General features: G+C 73.7%; 19 protein-coding genes. 8 read left to right on the top strand and 11 right to left on the bottom strand.

What is annotated here, in order from left to right; all coding sequences use genetic code 11:
- The first annotated feature begins 126 nt into the window (after positions 1 to 126).
- Together J2W21_RS01290 and mctP are read left to right on the top strand one after the other, a co-directional pair.
- Positions 127 to 531 (top strand): DUF3311 domain-containing protein, encoded by a 405-nt coding sequence (locus J2W21_RS01290; RefSeq protein ID WP_307112697.1) that lies wholly within the window; start codon positions 127 to 129, stop codon positions 529 to 531.
- Complete coding sequence (gene mctP / locus J2W21_RS01285) at positions 528 to 2,189, top strand: monocarboxylate uptake permease MctP (RefSeq protein WP_307112696.1); 1,662 nt, start codon at positions 528 to 530, stop codon at positions 2,187 to 2,189. The genes J2W21_RS01290 and mctP overlap by 4 nt, the downstream gene beginning before the upstream one ends.
- Before the next feature lie 63 nt (positions 2,190 to 2,252).
- On the opposite strand, the gene J2W21_RS01280 is transcribed toward mctP, so the two are convergent.
- The 3 genes from J2W21_RS01280 to J2W21_RS01270 all read right to left on the bottom strand — a co-directional run bounded on the left by J2W21_RS01280 (position 2,253) and on the right by J2W21_RS01270 (position 4,824).
- Positions 2,253 to 3,434 (bottom strand): DUF6707 family protein, encoded by a 1,182-nt coding sequence (locus J2W21_RS01280; RefSeq protein ID WP_307112695.1) that lies wholly within the window; start codon positions 3,432 to 3,434, stop codon positions 2,253 to 2,255.
- Positions 3,435 to 3,530: 96 nt separating this feature from the next.
- The gene (locus tag J2W21_RS01275; RefSeq protein ID WP_307112694.1) at positions 3,531 to 4,070 is read right to left on the bottom strand and encodes an NUDIX hydrolase family protein; all 540 of its coding nucleotides are present in this window, start codon (positions 4,068 to 4,070) and stop codon (positions 3,531 to 3,533) included.
- 10 nt (positions 4,071 to 4,080) lie between these two features.
- Positions 4,081 to 4,824 carry a VOC family protein gene (locus J2W21_RS01270; RefSeq protein ID WP_307112693.1) on the bottom strand — a complete coding sequence of 248 codons (744 nt, stop codon included), beginning with the start codon at positions 4,822 to 4,824 and terminating at the stop codon, positions 4,081 to 4,083.
- Positions 4,825 to 5,005: 181 nt separating this feature from the next.
- Here J2W21_RS01270 and J2W21_RS01265 point away from each other — a divergent pair, with 181 nt between their 5' ends.
- Positions 5,006 to 5,596 (top strand): YdeI/OmpD-associated family protein, encoded by a 591-nt coding sequence (locus tag J2W21_RS01265; protein ID WP_307112692.1) that lies wholly within the window; start codon positions 5,006 to 5,008, stop codon positions 5,594 to 5,596.
- A gap of 76 nt (positions 5,597 to 5,672) precedes the next feature.
- Here J2W21_RS01265 and J2W21_RS01260 read toward each other — a convergent pair whose 3' ends face one another.
- Complete coding sequence (locus tag J2W21_RS01260) at positions 5,673 to 7,619, bottom strand: glycogen debranching N-terminal domain-containing protein (protein WP_307112691.1); 1,947 nt, start codon at positions 7,617 to 7,619, stop codon at positions 5,673 to 5,675.
- Between the two features lie 188 nt (positions 7,620 to 7,807).
- Here J2W21_RS01260 and J2W21_RS01255 point away from each other — a divergent pair, with 188 nt between their 5' ends.
- Together J2W21_RS01255 and J2W21_RS01250 are read left to right on the top strand one after the other, a co-directional pair.
- Positions 7,808 to 8,509 (top strand): phosphatase PAP2 family protein, encoded by a 702-nt coding sequence (locus J2W21_RS01255; protein WP_307112690.1) that lies wholly within the window; start codon positions 7,808 to 7,810, stop codon positions 8,507 to 8,509.
- Between the two features lie 3 nt (positions 8,510 to 8,512).
- Complete coding sequence (locus J2W21_RS01250; RefSeq protein WP_307112689.1) at positions 8,513 to 8,839, top strand: acylphosphatase; 327 nt, start codon at positions 8,513 to 8,515, stop codon at positions 8,837 to 8,839.
- 17 nt (positions 8,840 to 8,856) lie between these two features.
- On the opposite strand, the gene J2W21_RS01245 is transcribed toward J2W21_RS01250, so the two are convergent.
- From J2W21_RS01245 to J2W21_RS01225, 5 genes are all read right to left on the bottom strand, one after another.
- Positions 8,857 to 9,648, bottom strand: coding sequence for an MBL fold metallo-hydrolase (locus J2W21_RS01245; RefSeq protein ID WP_307112688.1), 792 nt, complete (start codon positions 9,646 to 9,648; stop codon positions 8,857 to 8,859).
- A 228-nt stretch (positions 9,649 to 9,876) separates the two neighbouring features.
- On the bottom strand, positions 9,877 to 11,025 hold the full coding sequence (locus J2W21_RS01240; RefSeq protein WP_307112687.1) for an ABC transporter ATP-binding protein: 1,149 nt from the start codon (positions 11,023 to 11,025) through the stop codon (positions 9,877 to 9,879).
- Entirely contained in the window at positions 11,022 to 12,626 is a 1,605-nt protein-coding gene (locus J2W21_RS01235; protein WP_373423049.1) for an ABC transporter permease, read from the bottom strand. Before J2W21_RS01235 ends, J2W21_RS01240 begins: the two co-directional genes overlap by 4 nt.
- Before the next feature lie 3 nt (positions 12,627 to 12,629).
- The gene (locus J2W21_RS01230; protein ID WP_307112686.1) at positions 12,630 to 13,670 is read right to left on the bottom strand and encodes an iron ABC transporter substrate-binding protein; all 1,041 of its coding nucleotides are present in this window, start codon (positions 13,668 to 13,670) and stop codon (positions 12,630 to 12,632) included.
- Between the two features lie 166 nt (positions 13,671 to 13,836).
- Entirely contained in the window at positions 13,837 to 14,985 is a 1,149-nt protein-coding gene (locus tag J2W21_RS01225; protein ID WP_307112685.1) for a glycoside hydrolase family 76 protein, read from the bottom strand.
- 90 nt (positions 14,986 to 15,075) lie between these two features.
- On the opposite strand from J2W21_RS01225, the gene J2W21_RS01220 reads away from it, so the two are divergent.
- Both J2W21_RS01220 and J2W21_RS01215 read left to right on the top strand, forming a co-directional pair.
- A complete protein-coding gene (locus tag J2W21_RS01220; RefSeq protein WP_307112684.1) occupies positions 15,076 to 15,852 on the top strand; it encodes an SDR family NAD(P)-dependent oxidoreductase in 777 nt (258 codons plus the stop codon).
- Positions 15,849 to 17,048 (top strand): acyl-CoA dehydrogenase family protein, encoded by a 1,200-nt coding sequence (locus tag J2W21_RS01215; RefSeq protein WP_307112683.1) that lies wholly within the window; start codon positions 15,849 to 15,851, stop codon positions 17,046 to 17,048. Before J2W21_RS01220 ends, J2W21_RS01215 begins: the two co-directional genes overlap by 4 nt.
- Positions 17,049 to 17,091: 43 nt before the next feature.
- Here the strand turns inward: J2W21_RS01215 and J2W21_RS01210 are convergent, their stop codons facing one another.
- Entirely contained in the window at positions 17,092 to 17,910 is an 819-nt protein-coding gene (locus J2W21_RS01210) for a DUF1684 domain-containing protein (RefSeq protein WP_307112682.1), read from the bottom strand.
- Between the two features lie 38 nt (positions 17,911 to 17,948).
- A complete protein-coding gene (locus J2W21_RS01205) occupies positions 17,949 to 18,596 on the bottom strand; it encodes a LysE family translocator (protein WP_307007278.1) in 648 nt (215 codons plus the stop codon).
- 110 nt (positions 18,597 to 18,706) lie between these two features.
- Here J2W21_RS01205 and J2W21_RS01200 point away from each other — a divergent pair, with 110 nt between their 5' ends.
- Positions 18,707 to 19,012 (top strand): hypothetical protein, encoded by a 306-nt coding sequence (locus tag J2W21_RS01200; protein ID WP_307112681.1) that lies wholly within the window; start codon positions 18,707 to 18,709, stop codon positions 19,010 to 19,012.
- The last annotated feature ends 56 nt before the right edge of the window (positions 19,013 to 19,068 follow it).

Raw genomic sequence — 19,068 nt, 5'->3', positions numbered from 1 at the left:
GGACTGTTCCGCAGCGAAACCTTCCTTCAGCGCCCCATCCTGCGGTACAAATACGCCGGGACCTGCGAAGACGTCCGGCGACCCCGTATCAGGGACGGCCACCGGAGGAGACCAAAGGAGGCCACGTTGTCCGAGCCCAATGCCCCCACCCGCGACACGCCCACGCGGGCGCCGGCCCGGCCGGTGCCCTACGCCGTGGCGGGAGTCCTCCTGGCTGCCGCGATCGTGCTGCCGCTCGTGCCGCAGATGTACTCCTTCGACCAGCCGCGGCTGGGCGGCATGCCGTTCTTCTACTGGTACCAGCTGCTGTGGGTGCCGATCTCGGCGGCGCTCAGCGGGATCGCCTACTGGCTCGTGAGCACCGAGGACCGCCGGCGCCGCGAGGCGGCCCGGGCCGGCGCCCCTGCCCCGGCCGGCCCCGGCACCGGCAGTCCCGGCACCGGCAGTCCCGGCGCCGACGCCCGGGGCGGCGGCGGCCGCCACGCGGCGTCGTCCGACGAGGCAGGCCACGAAGGAGGTGAGCCGCGATGAGCACCCGTCCCATCAACTGGACCGCTCTGATCATCGTGATCCTGCTGTTCGCCCTCGTGGCGGTCATGGGGTTCATGGCCGCGCGCTGGCGCCGCTCGAAGGAGGAGACGGGCCTGCACAGCCTCGACGAGTGGGGCCTCGGCGGGCGCGGATTCGGCACATGGATCACCTGGTTCCTGCTCGGCGGCGACCTCTACACGGCCTACACGTTCGTGGCCGTCCCCGCCGCCATGTGGGCCACGGGCGCGGTGAGCGGCTTCTTCGCCGTCCCCTACACGATCGTGCTGTACCCGATCATCTTCATCATCATGAGCCGGCTCTGGTCCGTCTCCCACCGGCACGGGTACGTCACGAGTGCCGACTTCGTGGGCGGCCGGTACGGGAGCCGCTGGCTGTCCCTCGCCGTGGCCGTGACCGGCATCGTCGCGACCATGCCGTACATCGCGCTGCAGCTCGTGGGCATCAAGGCCGTCCTGACCGTCCTGGGCCTGGGCAGCGCGCAGAACGCGTTCCTGACGGACCTGCCGCTCATCCTCGCCTTCGTGGTGCTGGCCGCGTACACGTACACCTCCGGGCTGCGCGCGCCGGCGATGATCGCCGTGGTGAAGGACCTGCTGATCTACCTTGCCGTGATCGTGGCCGTGATCTACCTGCCGATCAAGTTCGGCGGCTGGGACACGATCTTCGGTGCCGCGCAGACCAAGCTCGGCACCGTGAGCCAGGCGACGGGCAAGCCCGCGGGCGTCTTCATCCCCACCGGCTCGAGCTACTCGGCGTACTGGACGCTCGCGCTCGGCTCGGCCATGGCGCTGTTCATGTACCCGCACTCGGTCACCGGCGTGCTCGCCTCGAAGGCGCGCAACACGATCCGGCGCAACGCGGCGATCCTGCCGCTCTACTCCCTCATGCTCGGGTTCCTCGCGCTGCTGGGCTTCGTGGCCATCACCGCCGGGACGAAGCCCATTGACCTCGACGGGTCGGTCAACCCGCAGCTCGTGGTCCCGCAGCTGTTCCTGGACCACTTCCCCGCGTGGTTCGCCGGGATCGCGCTGGCCGCCATCGCGATCGGCGCGCTCGTGCCGGCGGCCATCATGTCGATCGCCGCGGCGAACCTGTTCACGCGCAACATCTACCGGGACTTCTTCCGGCCGGGAGCCGACCCGAAGACGGAGGCCAACGTCTCCAAGATCGTCTCGCTCGTGGTCAAGGTGGGTGCGCTCGTCTTCGTCATCGGCATGGACCAGTCGGCGGCCATCAACATGCAGCTCCTCGGCGGCATCTGGATCCTCCAGACGTTCCCCGCGGTGGTCGGCGGCCTCTACACCCGCTGGTTCGACCGGTGGGCGCTGCTGGTCGGCTGGGCCGTGGGTATCGTCTTCGGCACCGTCTCGGCCTACAACGTGGTCAACCCCGTCACGCACGCGCACTTCGGCGGCTCGACGGCGGCGGTGCCGGGGACCAACTTCGTGGTGTACATCGCCGTCTCCGCGTTCGTGCTCAACCTCGTCGTCTCGGCGGTGCTGACGGTCCTCCTGCGGCTCTTCAAGGTGCCCCAGGGCGCCGACGAGACGCGGCCGTCCGACTTCGGGGCGGACGAGAGCGATCCGAAGGTCAAGCAGATCGAGGCCACCGCGGGCCCCACCGGGCCGTTCGCGTAGGCTCGCGCCCGAAGGCGCCTGAAGGAGGGTCTCAGGGGGTGAGCGCCTCAAGGGGGGTGCGCCTCAGGGGCGGACGGCGCCGAGCTCCACGTCGATCCGCCGGTCCAGCTCCTCCTGCGCGAACACGGTCGAGCCGCCGTGGGCCCGCAGGTGCAGGAGGCTGCCGAGGCGCAGCATCCGCCATGCGCGCTCCTCGGCGTGGTCCTTGGCGGCCGCCGCGCGGGAGACCTCCTTGTCGTAGAGGTTCGGCGCGTTGAGGGCGCGCTGGCGCACCCGCTCGGCCATGCGCGCCCGGAAGGGGTCCTTCTCCGCCGTGTCCGGGGTGCGCAGCAGTTCGCCGTAGGCCTCGGCCCGCTCCTCGTCGCCATCCTTCCGCGCCAGATGGGCCGCGAGGCCCAAGGCGGACTCGATCGAGGACCAGCGCGCAGGGTTGCCGTCGTAGGGGAGCACGGCGAGGAGGTCGGCGACCTTGAGGGCGTTCTCGGTATCGTCCTGGCCCACGTAGAGCTCGAAGGCGAGCTCGCGCAGGTCCGCCAGGCATGCGCCGGACTTGACGTTGATGCCCTTCGCGAGGCGCCCGGCGAGCTCGTTGACGGCATGCCGGCCGGGGTGGGCGGCGTCGATGGCGCGCATGAGCTCCTCCGGCTTCTCTTCCAGGGCCGGGATGCGGGCCAGGAGCTCAGGGCGGAGGGTGCTGGCGGCTGCCGGGGCGGCGCCGGGCACGACCACCACGTCGCCCGTCTCGAGCGTGATCTGGGACGGCCCCCGCAGGGGCGCCTGGGGCACCGCGGCGGGGGAGGCTCCGGCGGCCGGCGGCTCGGTGGCGTGCGGCTCCGTGGACACCAGGACCTCGGTCTCGGTGCGGGCGGGGGCCGGGTCGGCTGCGTAGGGCCCGGTCCCCGCGGCTTCGGCGGCCGCGGGTGCGGCGGATCCCCGCGCGGCCGCGGACGCGGAGGCGGACCCGGCAGCGCCCGAGAACAGCAGGTCCGCGGGCCGGCCGCCCTTCCCGCGGGCCACGCGGACGCGCGTGCCGTGGGCGACCCGCAGGTTCAGATGGTTGTCCAGCACCGCGAAGTAGAGCGCCGGGCTGCCGTAGTCGTCCAGCACGGTGTCCACTTCGAGGACCTCGGCGCTGTCCTCCCCGTCGGGCAGGAGCAGCCGCTGCCCCTGCTTGAGCTCGTGGGCGTCGATCTCGTGGAACTCGGGGGTTCCGGGCCGCTCGTGCGGTCCCGAGCTGTCGTGCATCTGGGTCCTCCGTGGTGGCTTTCGGTCCGCTCCCACCCTATAAAGGATTGGTAACGACCGCCCACAGGCGCGCGGGGGCGGGCCCGAACCGGACGTCTACGGGGCGATGCCGGCGAACGCGAGGGCCTGCCGCACAAGCTCGCCGCGCCCGCCCACGAACTCCATCTGGACCGGGCCGCTGAGGACCTCCGCGGGGGACATCCACGTCAGCTCGAGGGCGTCCTGCCGCGGCTGGCACTCGCCGGTCACGGGGATCACGTACGCCAGCGCGACGGCGTGCTGGCGCTCGTCGGTGAAGCCCGTCTGCGACGGCGAGGGGAAGTACTCCACCACGGTGAACGGGACCGGGCTGACCGGCAGCTGGGGGAAGGCGAGGGTGCCGAGGTCCTTCTCGAGGTGGCGCAGCAGCGCCGCCCGGATCGTCTCCTTGTAGAGCACGCGGCCCGAGACGAGGCTGCGCATCATGTTGCCCTCGTCGTCGGCCTGCAGCAGCAGCCCGACCTCGTTGACGTACCCGAGCGGATCCAGGCGCACCGGCACCGCCTCGACGTACAGCATCGGCAGACGGTTCCGCGCCTCGTAGAGGTCCTCCGGGGAGAGCCAGCCGGGATACGGGTCGGGGGTGCGAACTGCCATGCCTACTGTTCTACCGCATCTCGGCCCCGCCGGCGGGGCCCGCCGCCAGGATCGTGACGTCGCGTCCGTCCGGCGTCGGGATCTGCACGCGTACGACGCCGCCGGGCCGGCTCCCGCCCTCGGCCTCCTCGGCGGTGACCTCCTCGGCGGCCCAGCCGGCCAGCGCGAGCCGGGGCATCAGCTCGCTGCGCCGCCCGGAGTATTCGAGGACGAGGCCTCCGGCCGAGACGGCCGCGGCCCTGACCGCCGCGATGACCCCGCCGTTCTTGGCGGTGAACTCGCGGGCCAGGTCGGGGCCGAGCAGCGGTTCGGGCCGTGGCCTGGCCCCGATCGCGGCGAGGGTTGCGGCCGTGCCGTCGAGGTCGGGGGTGTTCCACTCGAGCCGCACGGTCATGTCCGGGTCGGCATCGACCGGGCGCCCGGCGTGGGAGGCGGGCTCGGCCGTGAACGCGAAGCCGTCCGGCCCCGTGATCCGGACCCGCGGCCCGCCGGCGGAGTCCTCGAGGGCCGCCCGGCCGCCGTCGTCCGCGGTGCGGCGCGCGAACTCCTGCGGGTCCCGGACCTCGACCCCGAACACGGTGGCGCCGTCCTGGGGCGAGCCCCGCTCGGCCGAGCGCAGGCGCACCCGGCCGCTGTGCGAGTCGAGCACCGCCCAGCCCTCGCCCTCCTCCCCGGGCACGAGGCCGAGGTCGAGCAGGAGGCGGCGCAGTTCGGGCAGCGCCGAGGTGTAGCGGGTGGCGAGGACACGCAGCATGGGGGCTCCCTTCGCGACAGGTGCCCCCATCCTCCCACCACCGGTGCCCCACCTCCCCCTCCCGTTTCGGGTACGCATCTCGTCGCGCTTTCCCCGTTTCGGGTACGGATCTCGTCGCGATTCCGGCATTCCGGGTACGAGCGCCTTGCGCCGCCGCCCAGGCTCGGAGAGGGTAGTCCGCATGGCCCCCGAGCTCCCCGAACTCGTTGTCCCGGATGCGCCCGCGTGGCGGGCGTGGCTCGCCGAGAACCACCGCGCGAGCCCCGGGGTGTGGCTCGTCCTGCACAAGAAGGGCGGCACGGTGACCGCGTTGGCCTACGAGCCCGCGGTGCTCGAGGCGCTGTGCTTCGGCTGGATCGACGGCCAGCTGCGGGCACGCGATGCGGAGAGTTCGGCGATCCGGTTCACGCCGCGCTCGCCGAGGAGCCGGTGGTCGCAGAGCAATGTGGAGCGCGCGGTGCGGCTCGAGGCCGAGGGGCGGATGACGCCGGCCGGCCGTGCAGCCGTGGACGCCGCGAAGGCGGACGGGCGGTGGGAGGCCGCGTACAGCGGCGCGGCCTCGGCCGAGGTGCCCGCCGACCTCGCGGCGGCCATCGCCGCCGTCCCGGAGGCCCAGGCGATGTTCGAGGTCCTGACCTCCACGAACCGGTTCGCGCTCATCTACCGCACCACCTCGGTGAAGAGGCCCGAGACGCGGGCCCGGAAGATCGCCCAGTTCGTGGACATGCTCGCCCGGCAGGAGACCGTCTACCCGCAGAAGAAGCGGCCCTGACACGGCGGGGCGCGCGGGGCCCGCGGGGCCCGCGGGGCCCGCGGGGCCCGCGGGCCCCCGGGTGCCCGGGCCCGGCTCAGGCTCCCAGCGCCCGGGCCACCACCGCGGCCGACGCCGCGCTCCACGCCTGGGGCCGGCACGCGGCCGGGTAGGCCAGGGCCCGGGCGGACTCGGCGGTCCCGACCCCGGAGAAGAGCTCGGGCAGCGACCCGCCCAGCGACTCCGCGGCCCGGACGAGCCCCCGTGCCACGGTCGCCGCCTCGGCACGGAAGCCCTCGGCGAGCATCCCGCGCACCGCGATCGCGGTGTCGTGGCTCCAGACCGACCCGCAGTGGTAGCTCAGGGGCCAGTACCCGGCCGCGGCCGTGGACAGGGTCCGGATCCCGTAGCCGCTGAACAGCTCGTCCCCGAGCAGCCGGTCCACCACGAGGCGCGCCTCGTCCGCATCCAGCAGACCCGTGCCGAGCAGATGGCCCATGTTGGACCCGGGGGCGTCGAGAGGAGTGCCGCCGCCGTCGAGCGCCATCGCCGGGAACCGCCCGGCGGCGTCCTCCACCCAGAACGACTCCCGGAACCGCGAGCGGAGCCCTGCCGCGAACTCCCGCAGAGCCGCCGCCTGGGCGCGCAGCCCCTCGCCGCCGCCCGGTCCGCGCAGCTCCTCGAAGAGGGCTGCGGCCTCGAGCGCGGCCTGGTGTGCGTACCCCTGCACCTCGGCGAGGGCGATCGGCCCCTCCGCGCGGCGGCCGTCGCGGAACTGCATCGCGTCCGCCGAGTCCTTCCAGCCCTGATTGCTCAGCCCGTGGCCGGTCTCGTCCCGGTACGCGAGGAACCCGCCCGGGCCGGTCGCGGAAGCGAGGAGCCAGTCCGCCGCCCGCCGCGCGGCCGGCAGCAGCGCGCGCACGGCGTCCGGGGCGCGCCCCGTCCGGGAGAGCTCGCCAGCTAGGCACAGCCACAGGGCGGTCGCGTCGACGGTCCCGTAGTAGACCGGCGGAAGCCGGAGCTGGTCGCCGCCGGGACCGTGGTCCACCACGAGCTCATGGGCCCGGATCTCGTGCGGGATCTTGCCCGGCTCCTCCGCCGACTCCTGGACCCGCTCGGCGCCCTGGTACGCAGCGAGCGCGCGCAGGGTCCCGGCCGCGAGGGCGGTGTCGCGGGGGAGGAGGAGGCGGGCCGACCACAGCGAGTCCCGCCCGAACAGGGTGAAGTACCACGGCGCGCCCGCGGCGAGGAACGGCGCGTCGGGCAGCCGGGTCGTGGCGAGCCGCAGGCCCGCGAGCTGCTGCAGGGAGGTGGCCAGCAGGCGGCCGACGGCGCCGGGCCGGCTCTCCGCCTCGTCCTCCGCTGCGCCGCCCGGCGCAGCCCGCACGACGGCGTCCGCGTCCTCGAGCGTCACGCTCCACGACGCGCGGAACGGCTTCCCGCGGCCCAGCGAGGCGGACCAGACGAGGGCGGGGTGGCCGGAGGGGAACCCATCCGTGTCGTCGGAGTCGCGGTCGATCGACGTGGCGATGCGCGCGCCCGGCGTGCCGGGGGTGGCCACGGCGCGCCTGCCGCCGCGCTCCCAGGCCAGCCGCGCGGCGTCGTGCGCGGGTTCCACCGGGTTCCCGGGGCGCCCGACGCGCACGGCGTCCATCGGAGCGAAGTCCGCGCCGAGGTGCACCGCGAGCGTGCAGTCGAGCGCGGGCAGGGACGTGCTCAGCTCGACCGAGTGCCGCACGGTGCCGGCCTCGACGGTCCAGTGCTGGACCACCCGGACGGCCGGGTCGAGGGTGGGCCCGGCGATATTCCGGGCGAGGCCCTCCACGGCGATGCCGGCGCCGGCGGCGGAGACGCCGACGGGCTGCGGCTCGGTCCCGTCCACGGTGACGGCCGCGTGGTCGAGGAACCGGGTGTCCGCGTGGAAGATCCCGGTGAGGCCCGCCGGATCCGGGACGAGGCGGCCCTCGGCGCTGAGCCACAGCTGGGTGGGCGCGGCGACGGCGACGTGCTGGCGGTGCAGGGCGGGCTGGAGGGGAGCGCTCATGCCGCCACGCTACCGCCGGGCCGCCGGGCGGGACAGGCCGGGCGGGGGATGGGCCGGGCGGGGGGCGGGATGGGCCGGGCGCGGCCCACGGGGCAGCACGTGGACGCGGGCGCGCCCGCGCGCCGACTCCCAGCCCCCGCCGAGCTTCCTCCCGGTCATCTCCCACGCGTGGGCGCGAGACTGGGGGGATGCTCAAGGTCACCGCGTCCGCTCGGCGCGCCGTAGCCGCCGCGCTGGCCGCGGCGGGCCTCGTCGTCTTCGGGTGGCTGCTCGAGTCCGTGGCGGGGAACTGGAGCCTCGCGGACCTCGACTGGCCGGTCCTCGACGGGCTCGCGGCCCACCGCAGCGGTCCCGCGACCGCGGCCGCGGATGCCCTCAGCGCGGCGACCGGGCCGGCGGAGGTGCTCGCGGCGTCGGCCGCGGTCGCCGTCGTCTGGGCGGTGTGGCGGCGCGAACTGTGGCGGCCCGCCCTCCTCGCGGGTGCCTCGCTCGCCGACTTCTTCCTCGTTGCCGGCGCCCGCTACTGGGTGGACCGGTCGCGGCCGCCGGCGTGGTTCGCGGCGACCGGTGGCAGTGAGGGACCGGCGTTCCCCTCCGCGCACACCGCCGGCGCCGTCACCTTGCTGTTCGTGGGCCTGTACCTGGTCTACTCGCGCCGCGCGACCACCCGCGGCCTGCCCCTCGCCGCCGTGGCCGCCGGCCTCGTCGTCGTGGCCGTGGCCGCGAGCGACCTCTACCTGGGCCGCCACTGGCTCACCGACGTGGCGGCGTCCCTCTCGATCGGGGCGATCGTGCTTGCGGCGGTCCTGTGGGTCGACGCGCTCCGCACGCCGGACGGCGACCGGGGGCGCGCCGCGGTGGCGACCACCCGGGCCGCGGCGGACACTTGAGGCATGTCGATCTTCCGGCGCCGCAGCCCGCGCAGCCAGCCCGGCACCCCTGAGGCTCCCGAGGCCCGGCTCAGCGCCACCGTCTCGGGAATGGTTCAGGGGGTGGGATTCCGCTTCCGGACCCTCGGGCAGGCCGAGCGGCTCGGGCTCGTGGGCTCGGCCGGCAACCTCCCCGACGGGACCGTCGAGGTGGTCGCCGAGGGCGGGCGGGACGGCGTGGAGGAGCTGCTGGCCTGGCTGCGCTCCGACGAGGCGCCCGGCCGGGTGGACGAGGTCCGGGCGAGCATCGGCCCGGCCACCGGGGAGTTCTCGGAGTTCAGCCTCTTCTGAGTCCCGCTGCCGTGGCGCTACCCGCGCAGGTAGTCCAGCTGGGCGGCGACCGAGTTCTCGGCGGCGCGGCGCACGCTCGCATCGACGTCCGCGTACACGGCGTCCGTCACCTGAGCGACCGTTGCCCCAGGGCCCAGCTCCGCGAGGGCAGCGCGCACCTGGTCGAGCCGCTCCTCGCGGTGGGCGAGGTAGGCGCGCGCGATTCCCGCGAGGTCCGGGAGCACCGGCCCGTGGGCGGGCAGCACCGTGGCGGGGCCCAAGGCCTCGAGCCGGCGCAGGGTCGCGAGGTAGTCGCCGAGCCGCCCGTCCGGGAACACGATGACGGTCGTGCCGCGGCCCAGGATCGTGTCGCCCGTGAGCACGGCGCCGTGCTCGCCGTCGTCAGGGAGCGCCAGGCAGATCGAGTCCGCCGTGTGCCCCGGGGTGGCGAGGACCTCGATCCGCACCCCGGCGGCCTCGAGGCGCTCGCCGTCCTCGAGCGGCCCCGCGCCGAGGCACAGCGCGGCGTCCCTGGCGCGCACGGGGGCGCCGGTCATGCGGTGGAACTCCTCGGCCGCCTCGGTGTGGTCCGGGTGGTGGTGCGTGAGGACTACGAGCTCGACATGCCCGACGCCGGCCAGCTCGGCCAGGTGCTCGGCATCGAGGGGGCCCGGGTCCACGACCACCACCGACTCCGAGCCCGGCGCCGCGATCACGTACGAGTTCGTCCCGTCCAGGCTCATCGGCCCCGGGTTGGGGGCGAGGCGGTAGCGCGTGAGGGCTGAGCTGCGGACCCAGCGGGTCGCGGGGGCGGTGACGTCGTCGGCCATGCCTTCAGCGTAGCCCCGCGCACGACGCCGGCCGCCCGCCTCGGGTGGGCCGCCCGCGGGAGGCGGGCGGTCGCCGTCGTACCCGTAAGGCCGGGAAGGCGACGGGATGCGTACCCGGAAGGCCGGGAAGGCGACGAGATGCGTACCCGAAACGGGGGTGACGGGGGTGGGCGCGGTAGGTGGGCAGGCGGGGCGGGGGATGGGCTGGGCGGGGGAGGGAGGGGCGGGTCAGTCGACGGGGAAGGCCACGCCCTCGCCGATGACCTTGAGGGCAAGGTCCATCCCGGCCCGGGCCATCGCGGCGTTCCAGTGGCGGATGGTGATGACCTCGCCGCCGCCGGGGATGCGCGGGTCCGCGGGGCGCTCGGGCAGCTTGATCCGCACCGAGGACTCGGGGCCGAAGTAGTCCCAGTCGAGGACCGTGCCGTGGATGCGCGAGTCGGCGGCGATGCGGATCTGCTCGGGGCGCAGCATGATCTGCACGCGGCCCTGGGCCGGCGGCCGGCGGACGGGAATCGCGCCGAGGGAGCACATGGCGAGGGAGCCCTCGAGCCAGGCGTCGAGGATCACGGCGTCGCCGAGGAACTCGGCCGTGGCACGGTCCGCGGGCCGGGTGTAGACCACGAACGGGTTGCCGATCTGGGCGAGCCGGCCGCCGCGCATCACGGCGACCTGGTCGGCGAAGGAGAGGGCCTCGGCCTGGTCGTGGGTGACGAGGATGGTGGTCACCCCTGCGTGGTGCAGGACCTTGCCGATCGCGCGGCGCGTGGCGACCCGGAGGCCGGCGTCGAGCGCGGAGAACGGCTCGTCCAGGAGCATGACCTCGGGCTCGCACGCCATCGCGCGGGCGAGGGCGATCCGCTGCTGCTGGCCGCCGGAGAGCTGGTGGGGGCGGCGCTTCGCGTACGCGGGGTCGAGGGCCACCATGTCCAGCAGCTCCTCGACCCGCTCCTGGACCGCCCTGCGCCCCCGGAACTTCTCGCGGTCCAGGCCGAACGCGACGTTCTGCCCCACGGACAGGTGCGGGAACAGTGCGCCGTCCTGCGCGACGTAGCCGATGTTGCGCCGGTGCGCGGGCACCCAGGTGCTGCCGGCGACCTCCTTGCCGTCCATGAGGATCCGGCCGGTGTCCGGCGCCTCGAACCCGGCGATGAGCCGCAGGAGCGTGGTCTTGCCGGAACCGCTCGGGCCGACGATCGCGGTGGTCCCGCCCCGGGCCACCGAGAGGTTGATGCCCTTGAGCACCTGCTGGCGCCCGAAGTCCTTCGTGACCTCCTCGATGTCGAGGTGGTGGTCCGCGGTCTGGGCGATCTGCGGGGCCACCCGGGGGCTGGGGAAGCGGGCCGCCGCTGCGGGCGTGGGGGTCTGTTCGGTCACTGTCCGGCTGCTTTCTTGGACTGCTGGAACAACAGGTAGGTCATCGGGGCGGAGAGCGCGATCATCACGAGCGCGTACGGGGCTGCGCTGACGTAGTCGATCTCGCTCGTCAGGGCCCAGAACTCGGTGGCGAGCGTCTTCGTGCCGAGCGGGGAGAGGAGCAGGGTGGCCGTGAGCTCGTTGACGACGGCGAGGAACACGAGCGCCGCGCCGCCGGCCGCCGCCGGGGCCACGAGGCGCAGCGTGACCCGCACGAACGCGAGCAGCGGGCGCTTGCCGAGGGCCTGGGCGGCCTCCTCGAGCTCCTTGGGGGCCTGGGCGAGGCCGGCCCGCAGGTTCACGAGCGCGCGCGGGAGGAAGAGCAGCACGTAGGCCGTGACGAGCAGGCCCGTGGTCTGGTACATGCCCGGGAGGACGCGCAGCGCGACCGTCACGAACGCGAGCGCGAGGACGATGCCGGGCATCGAGCTCGTGACGTAGTTGGACAGCTCGAGCCCGCGGGACAGCCATCCGGGGAAGCGCACGGCGAGGAACGCCAGGGGGAAGGCCACCACGGTGGTGACGATGGCGCCGAGGAGCCCGAGCCACAGGCTCGAGCCGAGCGCGCCCGCGAGGTCCGCCGTCTGCCAGACATCTGCCCCGCCCTGCGCGGCCCACGTGACGGTCATCCACAGCGGGACGCCCACGGCGAGGACCGCGAGCGCGAGGAGCACCAGCTGTGCGGGCAGCTGCCACGTCCCGAGGGCGAGCCGCGTCGGGGTGGCCTGCACGCCGGAGCCGATGCGCGCGTAGCGGGCGTTGCCGCGCAGCCGCGCCTCGGACACGAGGAGCACGAGGCAGACCGTGACGAGCACGGAGGCGAGCATGTTGCCCGCGGCGCCGTTGAAGGTGGACCGGTACTGCTCCATGATCGCCGTGGTGAACGTGTCGAAGCGGATCATCGCGAACGCACCGTACTCGGCGAGCAGGTGCAGCGCCACGAGCAGCGCGCCGCCGGAGACGGCGATCCGCAGCTGCGGCAGCACCACCCGGAAGAACGTCCGCCACGCGCCCAGGCCGAGCGACGCCGCGGACTGCTCGATCGCCGGGTCCAGACGCGAGAGCGTGGCGGCCGCGGGGATGTACACGAGCGGGTAGTACGAGAGCGTGGCGATGAGGACGCCGGAGAACACGCCCTCGAGCCTCGGCACCGCGGACACCCACGCGTACGAGTTCACGAACGCGGGGATGGCCAGCGGCGCCGCGAGGACCACCGCCCAGATCCGGTGGGCCCGCAGCGCGGTCCGCTCCACGAGCCACGCCCCGCCCACCCCGAGCACGATGCACAGCGGCACCGTGATGAGCGTGAGCAGGAGCGTGTTGCCGAGCAGCTCGAGCGTGCGCTCGCGGAAGATGAGCGCCGCGGCGGTGTCCCAGCCGGTGGTGACGGTCATGAACGCCACGAACCCGAGCGGGATCAGGGACGCGGCGGCGACGAGGCAGGCGGCGAGGACGACGCCGAAGGGCGGGCGGGGGCGCTTGCCCTCGCCCGCCGTCGGGGTCGCCTCGCTCGGCACCGGGAGCCCGGTGACGGCGAGAGCGGCGGCTGGAGCGGATTCCAAGGTCTAGAGGAGTCCTGTTGCGGTCATGAGCTCGTTGACCTTCTGCGAGTTGAGCTTGGCCGGGTCGATCTTGGGCGCCTGGAGCTGCTCGAGCGGTACGAGCTTGCTGTTGGACGGAACCCCGGAGCCGACCGCGTACTCGTAGGAGGAGCCCTTCTGCAGGACCTCCTGGCCCTTCTTGCCCGTGACGAACTTGAGGAACTCCTGCGCGGCGGCCTGGTTCTTCGAGGACTTGAGCACGCCGCCGCCGGAGACGGAGACGAAGGCGCCCGGGTCCTGGTTCTTGAAGTACTCGAGGCCGACGTTCTTGGAGTTCTCGCCCGTCTTGGCCTGGTCGCCGAACCAGTAGTAGTGGTAGATGACGGCGCCGTCCACTTCGCCGCTGTTGACGGCCTTCATGGCGGTGGAGTTGCCCTTGTAGGACTTGGCGCCGTCCTTGAGCGCCTGGAGCCACGCCTTGGTGGCGTCTTCGCCCTTGAGCTGGAGCATCGCGGAGACGATCGCCTGGAAGTCCGCGCCGGACGGGGAGGCGGCCCAGCGGCCCTTCCACTCGGGGCTCTGAAGGTCCATGAGGGACTTGGGCAGCTTGTCCTGGGAGACCTTGGACTTGTTGTAGGCGAACACCGTGGAGCGGGCGGCGATGCCGATCCACTTGTTGGTGGACGGCCGGTACTCGGCCGGCACCTGCGCTGCGGTGGCCGGGTCGATGTCCGCGAAGAGGCCCGCGTTCTCCACCTGGGTCATCGCGGGAGAGTTCTCGGTGAGGAAGACGTCCGCGGGGGAGGCGGCGCCCTCCTGGATGATCTGGTTCGACATCTCGGTGTCGTCGCCCTGGCGGTAGTTGACCTTGATGCCGGTCTCCGCCGTGAACGCGTCGATCCACTCCTTCGTGAGGGACTCGTGCTGGGCGTTGTAGACCGTGATGGTGCCCTTGTCGCCGGAGGCGGAGGAGGTGCCGGGGGCCGAGGAGCCGCAGGCGGCGAGGCCGAGCGAGGTCGCGGCGACCAGGGCGAGGCCAGCGAGGGCGCGGGGTCGGAGCTTCATCGAAAGCTTCCCTTTCGTGGGGTCACAGGGATGGTGGGCGACGGCGCCGCCGGCTGGCGTCGTCGGGTGACGTCACGATCGACTGTAGGTTAGCCACACCTAAGACGCCCCCGTTTCCCTCCATAATGTGACGCATCTCACGTCAATTACGCAACCTTGGGCTTCTCTAATCCCCCTGTGCGAGCCGGTGGGCGCCCTCGAAGGCCATCCAGGCCTGCAGCTGGGTCGACAGCTCGACCCGGCTCCCCGGGGGATACGCGTCCGACGCCGTCTCGCCCGGCTTCTGCGGGAACGTCCACCAGGTGCCGCCCCGCCGGCCCCGGCCGGGTTCCGCGCGCAGCTCGGCGCCCGCCCACAGGGACTCGGCGGTGGCCGCGACGAGGGCGCGGGCGGTACTCCGCGCCGCGTCCGGCAGGCGGTCGTCGAGGGCGGCCTCCGCGAGGTAGCGCGCGAGGATGCCCATGAAGAGGCCGCCGTCCCCGCCGCCGTCGCCCCGCAGCGCGCGGAGGGGGACGCCGTCGTGCGCGACCTCGACCGTGAGCCGCTCCGCCACGGCCTGCACGAGGGCCGCCGCTCGGGCGAGGTTGTCCGAGCCGCCGAGCTCGAGCAGCGCGCCGAGGACGGGGCCCTGGTTGTAGGTCCAGATGTCCCGGACGAGCTCGCCGGAGCCGTCCGGCGTGAGGTTGAGGCCGTCGAGGTAGAGCCCCTGCTCCGGGTCGAGGAGCGTCGCGCCGAGCCAGTCGACGAGCCGCTGCGCGCGGGCGCGGTCGCCCGTGCGCGCGAAGAACAGGGCGCCGGGGCCGGTCGAGGCGGTGTTCTTGTACCGCCGGCGCGTGTTCCAGAACAGCCCGCCGCCGAGGTCGTCGGTGTCGGCCGAGACGAGCTCGCGGCCGAGCTCCCGCGCTGCGGCCAGGGTCGCGGCCGTGCCCTCGCCGCCTGCCCCCGTCCGGCCCAGCAGGCGGCCGAGGCGGTCCGCGGCGAGCGCGAGCCACGCCATGTCGTCGTAGAACCAGTTCCGGTACCGGAAGCCGTTCCGGATGCGGATGCCGGCCAGGAGGTGCCGTGCGAGGACGAGCTCGCGCGGCTCCCCTCCGCTCTCGGCGCGCCGGCGCTCCGCCGCGTCCACGAGGCAGTCCAGGTAGTGGGCCTGCCACCAGTAGTGCCACGGGGCCCACGGGGCCCTGACCCGCTGGCTCGGCCGGGCCACCGAGGCGATCCAGGTGCCGGGGACCGGGCCGAGGGTGCGGTGGCCGAAGCCGGAGTTGACGCTGTCCGCAGCGGCTTGGGCGCGCTCCGCCCAGGTGGTCGGATCCATGGGCCCACCCTAGCGGGGCGGCAGCAGTGACCGCGCTCACAGCCATGGGCTAGGATTCATCCGGTTAGCGGCGATTAACTGGGAGGGTCCATGGAGCTTCAGGGAACGGCGGCGCTCATCACGGGAGGGGCATCCGGTCTGGGCGCCGCGACGGCACGGCGGCTCCATGCCGGCGGCGCCGCGGTGGTGCTCGTCGACCTGCCCGGGAGTGCGGGCGAGGCCCTTGCTGCCGAACTCGGGGACCGGGCTGCCTTCGCCCCCGCGGACGTGACGGAGGAGGCCCAGGTGCGGGCCGCCGTCGTGCGTGCGGGCGAGCTCGCCCCGCTGCGCGTCGTGGTGAACTGCGCGGGCGTGGCCACCCCAGGGAAGGTCCTCGGCCGCGAGGGCGTGCTGCCGCTCGAGCAGTTCGAGCGGGTGGTGCGCGTGAACCTCATCGGAACGTTCAACGTGATCCGGCTCGCGGCCGAGGCGATGGCCGCGACGGAGCCCGTCTCGACCGAGCTGGGCGGCCCCGAGCGGGGGGTGATCGTCAACACGGCCTCGGTTGCCGCATTCGACGGGCAGATCGGCCAGCCCGCCTACTCCGCGTCCAAGGGGGCCGTGCACGCGATGACCCTCCCGATTGCCCGGGAGCTCGCCCGCTCGCTCATCCGGGTGGTGACCATCGCGCCGGGCATCTTCGAGACCCCCATGATGGCCGGGCTCTCCCAAGAGGCCCAGGCCTCGCTCGGTGCGCAGGTCCCGCACCCGGCCCGCCTCGGCCGGCCGGCGGAGTACGCCAACCTCGTGGCGCACATCGTGGACAACGCGATGCTCAACGGGGAGACGATCCGGCTCGACGGAGCCATCCGGATGGCCCCGAAGTGACCGCGCTCGCCGCCGGCGCCCCGCGCGCGGGCGAGCTGCCCGCCGCGGACTACTACGACCTCGAGCGGCGCCTCGAGCCCCGCGAACGGGCCAAGCTCGCCGAGCTGCGGGAGTTCCTCGCCGCAGAGATCGCCCCGCACGCCGTCGGCTGGTGGGAGCGCGAGGAGTTCCCGCACCACGTGCTGCCACGGCTCGCGGCACTGGGGCTCTCCACCCCGCACCGGCACGGCTACTCGCGGCTGTTCACCGGGCTGGTCATCGCGGAGCTCACCCGGGCCGATACCTCGATGGCGACCTTCTTCATGGTCCACCACGACCTCTTCGTCGAGGGGCTGTACGAGTTCGGGACCCCGGAGCAGCGTGCCCGCTACCTCGACGACGCCGTCTCGCTGCGCACCACCGGCGCCTTCGCGCTGACCGAGCCGGGGCACGGCTCCGACGTCGCCGGCGGCCTCTCGCTCTCGGCCCGCCGCGACGGGGACGACTGGGTGCTCGACGGCGCGAAGCGCTGGATCGGCAACGGGACCTTCGCCGACCACCTCCTCGTGTGGGCCCGCGAAGCGGGCGGCGCCCCGGACGGCGCCGTGCGGGCGTTCATCGTGCCCGGGACGGCCCCGGGGCTCACGCGCACCCGGATCGAGCACAAGACCGCGCTGCGGACGGTGCAGAACGCGAACCTCGTGTTCGAGGGCGTGCGGGTTCCGGAGGCCGACCGCTTCGCCCGCGTCTCCTCGTTCGACGACGCCCGCACCATGCTCCTGGGCTCGCGCCTCCTCGTCGCCTGGCAGGCCGTGGGGCAGCAGCTCGCGGCGTTCGACGTGGCCCGCGCCTACGCGCTCGAGCGGGAGCAGTTCGGCCGCCCGCTCGCCAGGTTCCAGATGGTCCAGGGCCAGCTCGTGACGATGCTCGGCAACGCGACCGCGTCGATGGCGATGCTCGCCGAGCTCTCCGCGCTCCAGTCCGAGGGCCGGGCCACCATGGCCCGGGTGGCGCTCGCCAAGGCGTGGGCCACCGCCCGGATGCGCGAGACCGTGGCACTCGGCCGCGGCATCCTCGGCGGCAACGGCATCCTGGCCGACTACGCGATGGCCAAGGTCTTCGCCGATGCCGAGGCCATCTTCACGTACGAGGGCACCTACGAGGTCAACGCCCTCATCGCAGGCCGCGACATCACGGGGGTCTCCGCGATCGCCTGACCCTTCATCCTCCGAATCCCGTTGAGGATTCACGTCCGCGGGGTCAGGCGGGGTTGGGCGTCTTCTCCCCGGCCTCGACCGCGAGGTCGAGCGAGTTCCCGCGCACCGGCATGGGGCACGTCCCGTACGCGGTGAACGCGCTCGGATAGTTGATGGCCCGGTTGAAGTCGAGCACCACCGACCCGTCCGGGCGGGGCCGGGGCGTCTCGACCTTGCGCCAGTCGTCGGTGGTCCTGCCGTTGGTCTCGTCGTGGAACGTGATGGTCAGCTCCCCGAGCCTGCCCTGCTCGGCCTGGAGCCGGTACTCGTGGCCGTGCCGACGGAAGACCACCTCGCCGGCGGAGCGGTGCACCCCGTCGACCAGCGGGTTCGCCGTGGAGATGGGCACCTCGCGAGGCTCGGGGTACGGCTCCCAGCGCGCGTCGACAACCCACTCGGGCGCGTACTCGAACACGGGCACCCCGGTGAACCCGGTCAGGGTCGGCGAGGCGGAGTCCCGGGTGCGGATCGCGTACCTGTTCCCGCGCACGGCCAGCTCGACCAGGACCGTCCCGTACACCACCCAGTCCAGCGACTCCTCGTCCGCGAGCTCCGCGGTGAACGTGCCGTCCACAGGGTCGCCCGAGTCCGCGAAGACCAGGCCGTCGGAGGCGCGGGCGGTGAGCACCGCCGTCGTGCGCCCACCCTCCGTGGCGACGGACCACAGCCCCGGGACCACCTCGACGGGGGACGGCGTCGCCTCGAGCCACTGGAACGAGGTCAGCGTGAGCCAGCCGTGCTCCGCGGCCAGGGCCTTGTTCCGGCTGTCGCGGAAGCGCTGCCAGCGGGCGAGCCGGGGGTCTGCGGCGGGGGAGTCAGTCATGCCCTCGACAATGCCATGGGGCGGCCCCGTATTCCCGCTCAGGCGCGGCGCAGCTCGAGGACGGCGACGACGCCGAACGCACCCAGCACGGTCCCGGTCACGCGGTCGATCCACTTCCGGAACGTCGCCCCATTGAGCCATCGCCCGAAGAACTGCGCCGCCGCGACGATCGCGAGGAACCACACGAGCGCCTCGGCGTTCGCCACGACCGAGAGCAGCAGCCCCATCGCCACCGGGGGGACCCCCGGGACGAGGAACTGGGGGATCACGGCGACGCAGAACATCCCGTACTTGGGGTTGAGCAGGTTCGACACGAGCCCCTTCGCCCACGCCTTCCGCAGCGGCTCGAGGCTGTGGTGCGGCAGGGCACCGGGCGGCAGGTCGCCGTCGCGCCGGGTGAGCGAGGCCCGCCACAGGCCGATGCCGAGCCACACCATGTACGCCGCGCCGGCGATCCGCAGCACGTCGTAGGCGACCTCCGAGACCGCGAGCAGGGCCGAGACGCCCGTGGCAGCCGCCGCGCCCCACACGAAGGCGCCCGTGATCATGCCGAGCGCCGCCGTGTACGCGTGCCGCCGACCCTGGCTGAGCGTGTAGCGCAGCACGAGCGCCGTGTCCGTCCCGGGGATGACGGTGATGAGCGCGGCGATCGCGGCGAAGCCGAGGAGGGAGTCGGTCAGGGTCACGGATCCAAGGATATCGACGCGCGACGGCGCGGTGCGGGGCAAAGACGGCCGCCAGCGCGGAGGGCAGGAGCTCGCGCCCGCGCACCCTCGGGCTTCGGTACGGTGGCCCTATGCCCAGCTACCGCGCCGTCCTCCAGATCACGGGCCTGCGCCCCGGCCACCCGCCGGAGCGGGTCATGGACGCCGCCCGTGAGGCCCTGGGCTCGCTCCACCACGTCGAGGCCCACCAGATCGACGTGGTCCGCGGCGTCCCGCAGATCACGCTCCGGTTCCTGGTCGAGGCTGAGAACGACGAGGCCGAGGTCGCGGCCGCGCGCCGGGCCGCCCTGGTCCTGCAGGACGCGGTCGAGGACGTCGCCACGACCGGCCGGCTGCAGGTGCTTCGGCGCCGGCGCGGAGCCTGGATCCCGGTGTAGCCGGGCAGATCGACACAACTCGCGGCCCAATACGGCCGCTGAGGGCCCGATCCGGC

The organism is Sinomonas atrocyanea (assembly GCF_030811715.1).
In the GTDB taxonomy this organism is placed as follows: domain Bacteria; phylum Actinomycetota; class Actinomycetes; order Actinomycetales; family Micrococcaceae; genus Sinomonas; species Sinomonas atrocyanea_A.
Note: the sequence above shows the minus strand (reverse complement) of the source record. Positions and strands in the feature narration are given on the sequence as shown.

Excerpts from the sequence above, each read along its gene's own strand:
- mctP (WP_307112696.1), top strand. The coding sequence starts at position 528 with ATGAGCACCCGTCCCATCAACTGGACCGCTCTGATCATCGTGATCCTG.
- J2W21_RS01280 (WP_307112695.1), bottom strand. The coding sequence starts at position 3,434 with ATGCACGACAGCTCGGGACCGCACGAGCGGCCCGGAACCCCCGAGTTC.
- J2W21_RS01275 (WP_307112694.1), bottom strand. The coding sequence starts at position 4,070 with ATGGCAGTTCGCACCCCCGACCCGTATCCCGGCTGGCTCTCCCCGGAG.
- J2W21_RS01270 (WP_307112693.1), bottom strand. The coding sequence starts at position 4,824 with ATGCTGCGTGTCCTCGCCACCCGCTACACCTCGGCGCTGCCCGAACTG.
- J2W21_RS01265 (WP_307112692.1), top strand. The coding sequence starts at position 5,006 with ATGGCCCCCGAGCTCCCCGAACTCGTTGTCCCGGATGCGCCCGCGTGG.
- J2W21_RS01260 (WP_307112691.1), bottom strand. The coding sequence starts at position 7,619 with ATGAGCGCTCCCCTCCAGCCCGCCCTGCACCGCCAGCACGTCGCCGTC.
- J2W21_RS01255 (WP_307112690.1), top strand. The coding sequence starts at position 7,808 with ATGCTCAAGGTCACCGCGTCCGCTCGGCGCGCCGTAGCCGCCGCGCTG.
- J2W21_RS01250 (WP_307112689.1), top strand. The coding sequence starts at position 8,513 with ATGTCGATCTTCCGGCGCCGCAGCCCGCGCAGCCAGCCCGGCACCCCT.
- J2W21_RS01245 (WP_307112688.1), bottom strand. The coding sequence starts at position 9,648 with ATGGCCGACGACGTCACCGCCCCCGCGACCCGCTGGGTCCGCAGCTCA.
- J2W21_RS01230 (WP_307112686.1), bottom strand. The coding sequence starts at position 13,670 with ATGAAGCTCCGACCCCGCGCCCTCGCTGGCCTCGCCCTGGTCGCCGCG.
- J2W21_RS01225 (WP_307112685.1), bottom strand. The coding sequence starts at position 14,985 with ATGGATCCGACCACCTGGGCGGAGCGCGCCCAAGCCGCTGCGGACAGC.
- J2W21_RS01220 (WP_307112684.1), top strand. The coding sequence starts at position 15,076 with ATGGAGCTTCAGGGAACGGCGGCGCTCATCACGGGAGGGGCATCCGGT.
- J2W21_RS01210 (WP_307112682.1), bottom strand. The coding sequence starts at position 17,910 with ATGACTGACTCCCCCGCCGCAGACCCCCGGCTCGCCCGCTGGCAGCGC.
- J2W21_RS01200 (WP_307112681.1), top strand. The coding sequence starts at position 18,707 with ATGCCCAGCTACCGCGCCGTCCTCCAGATCACGGGCCTGCGCCCCGGC.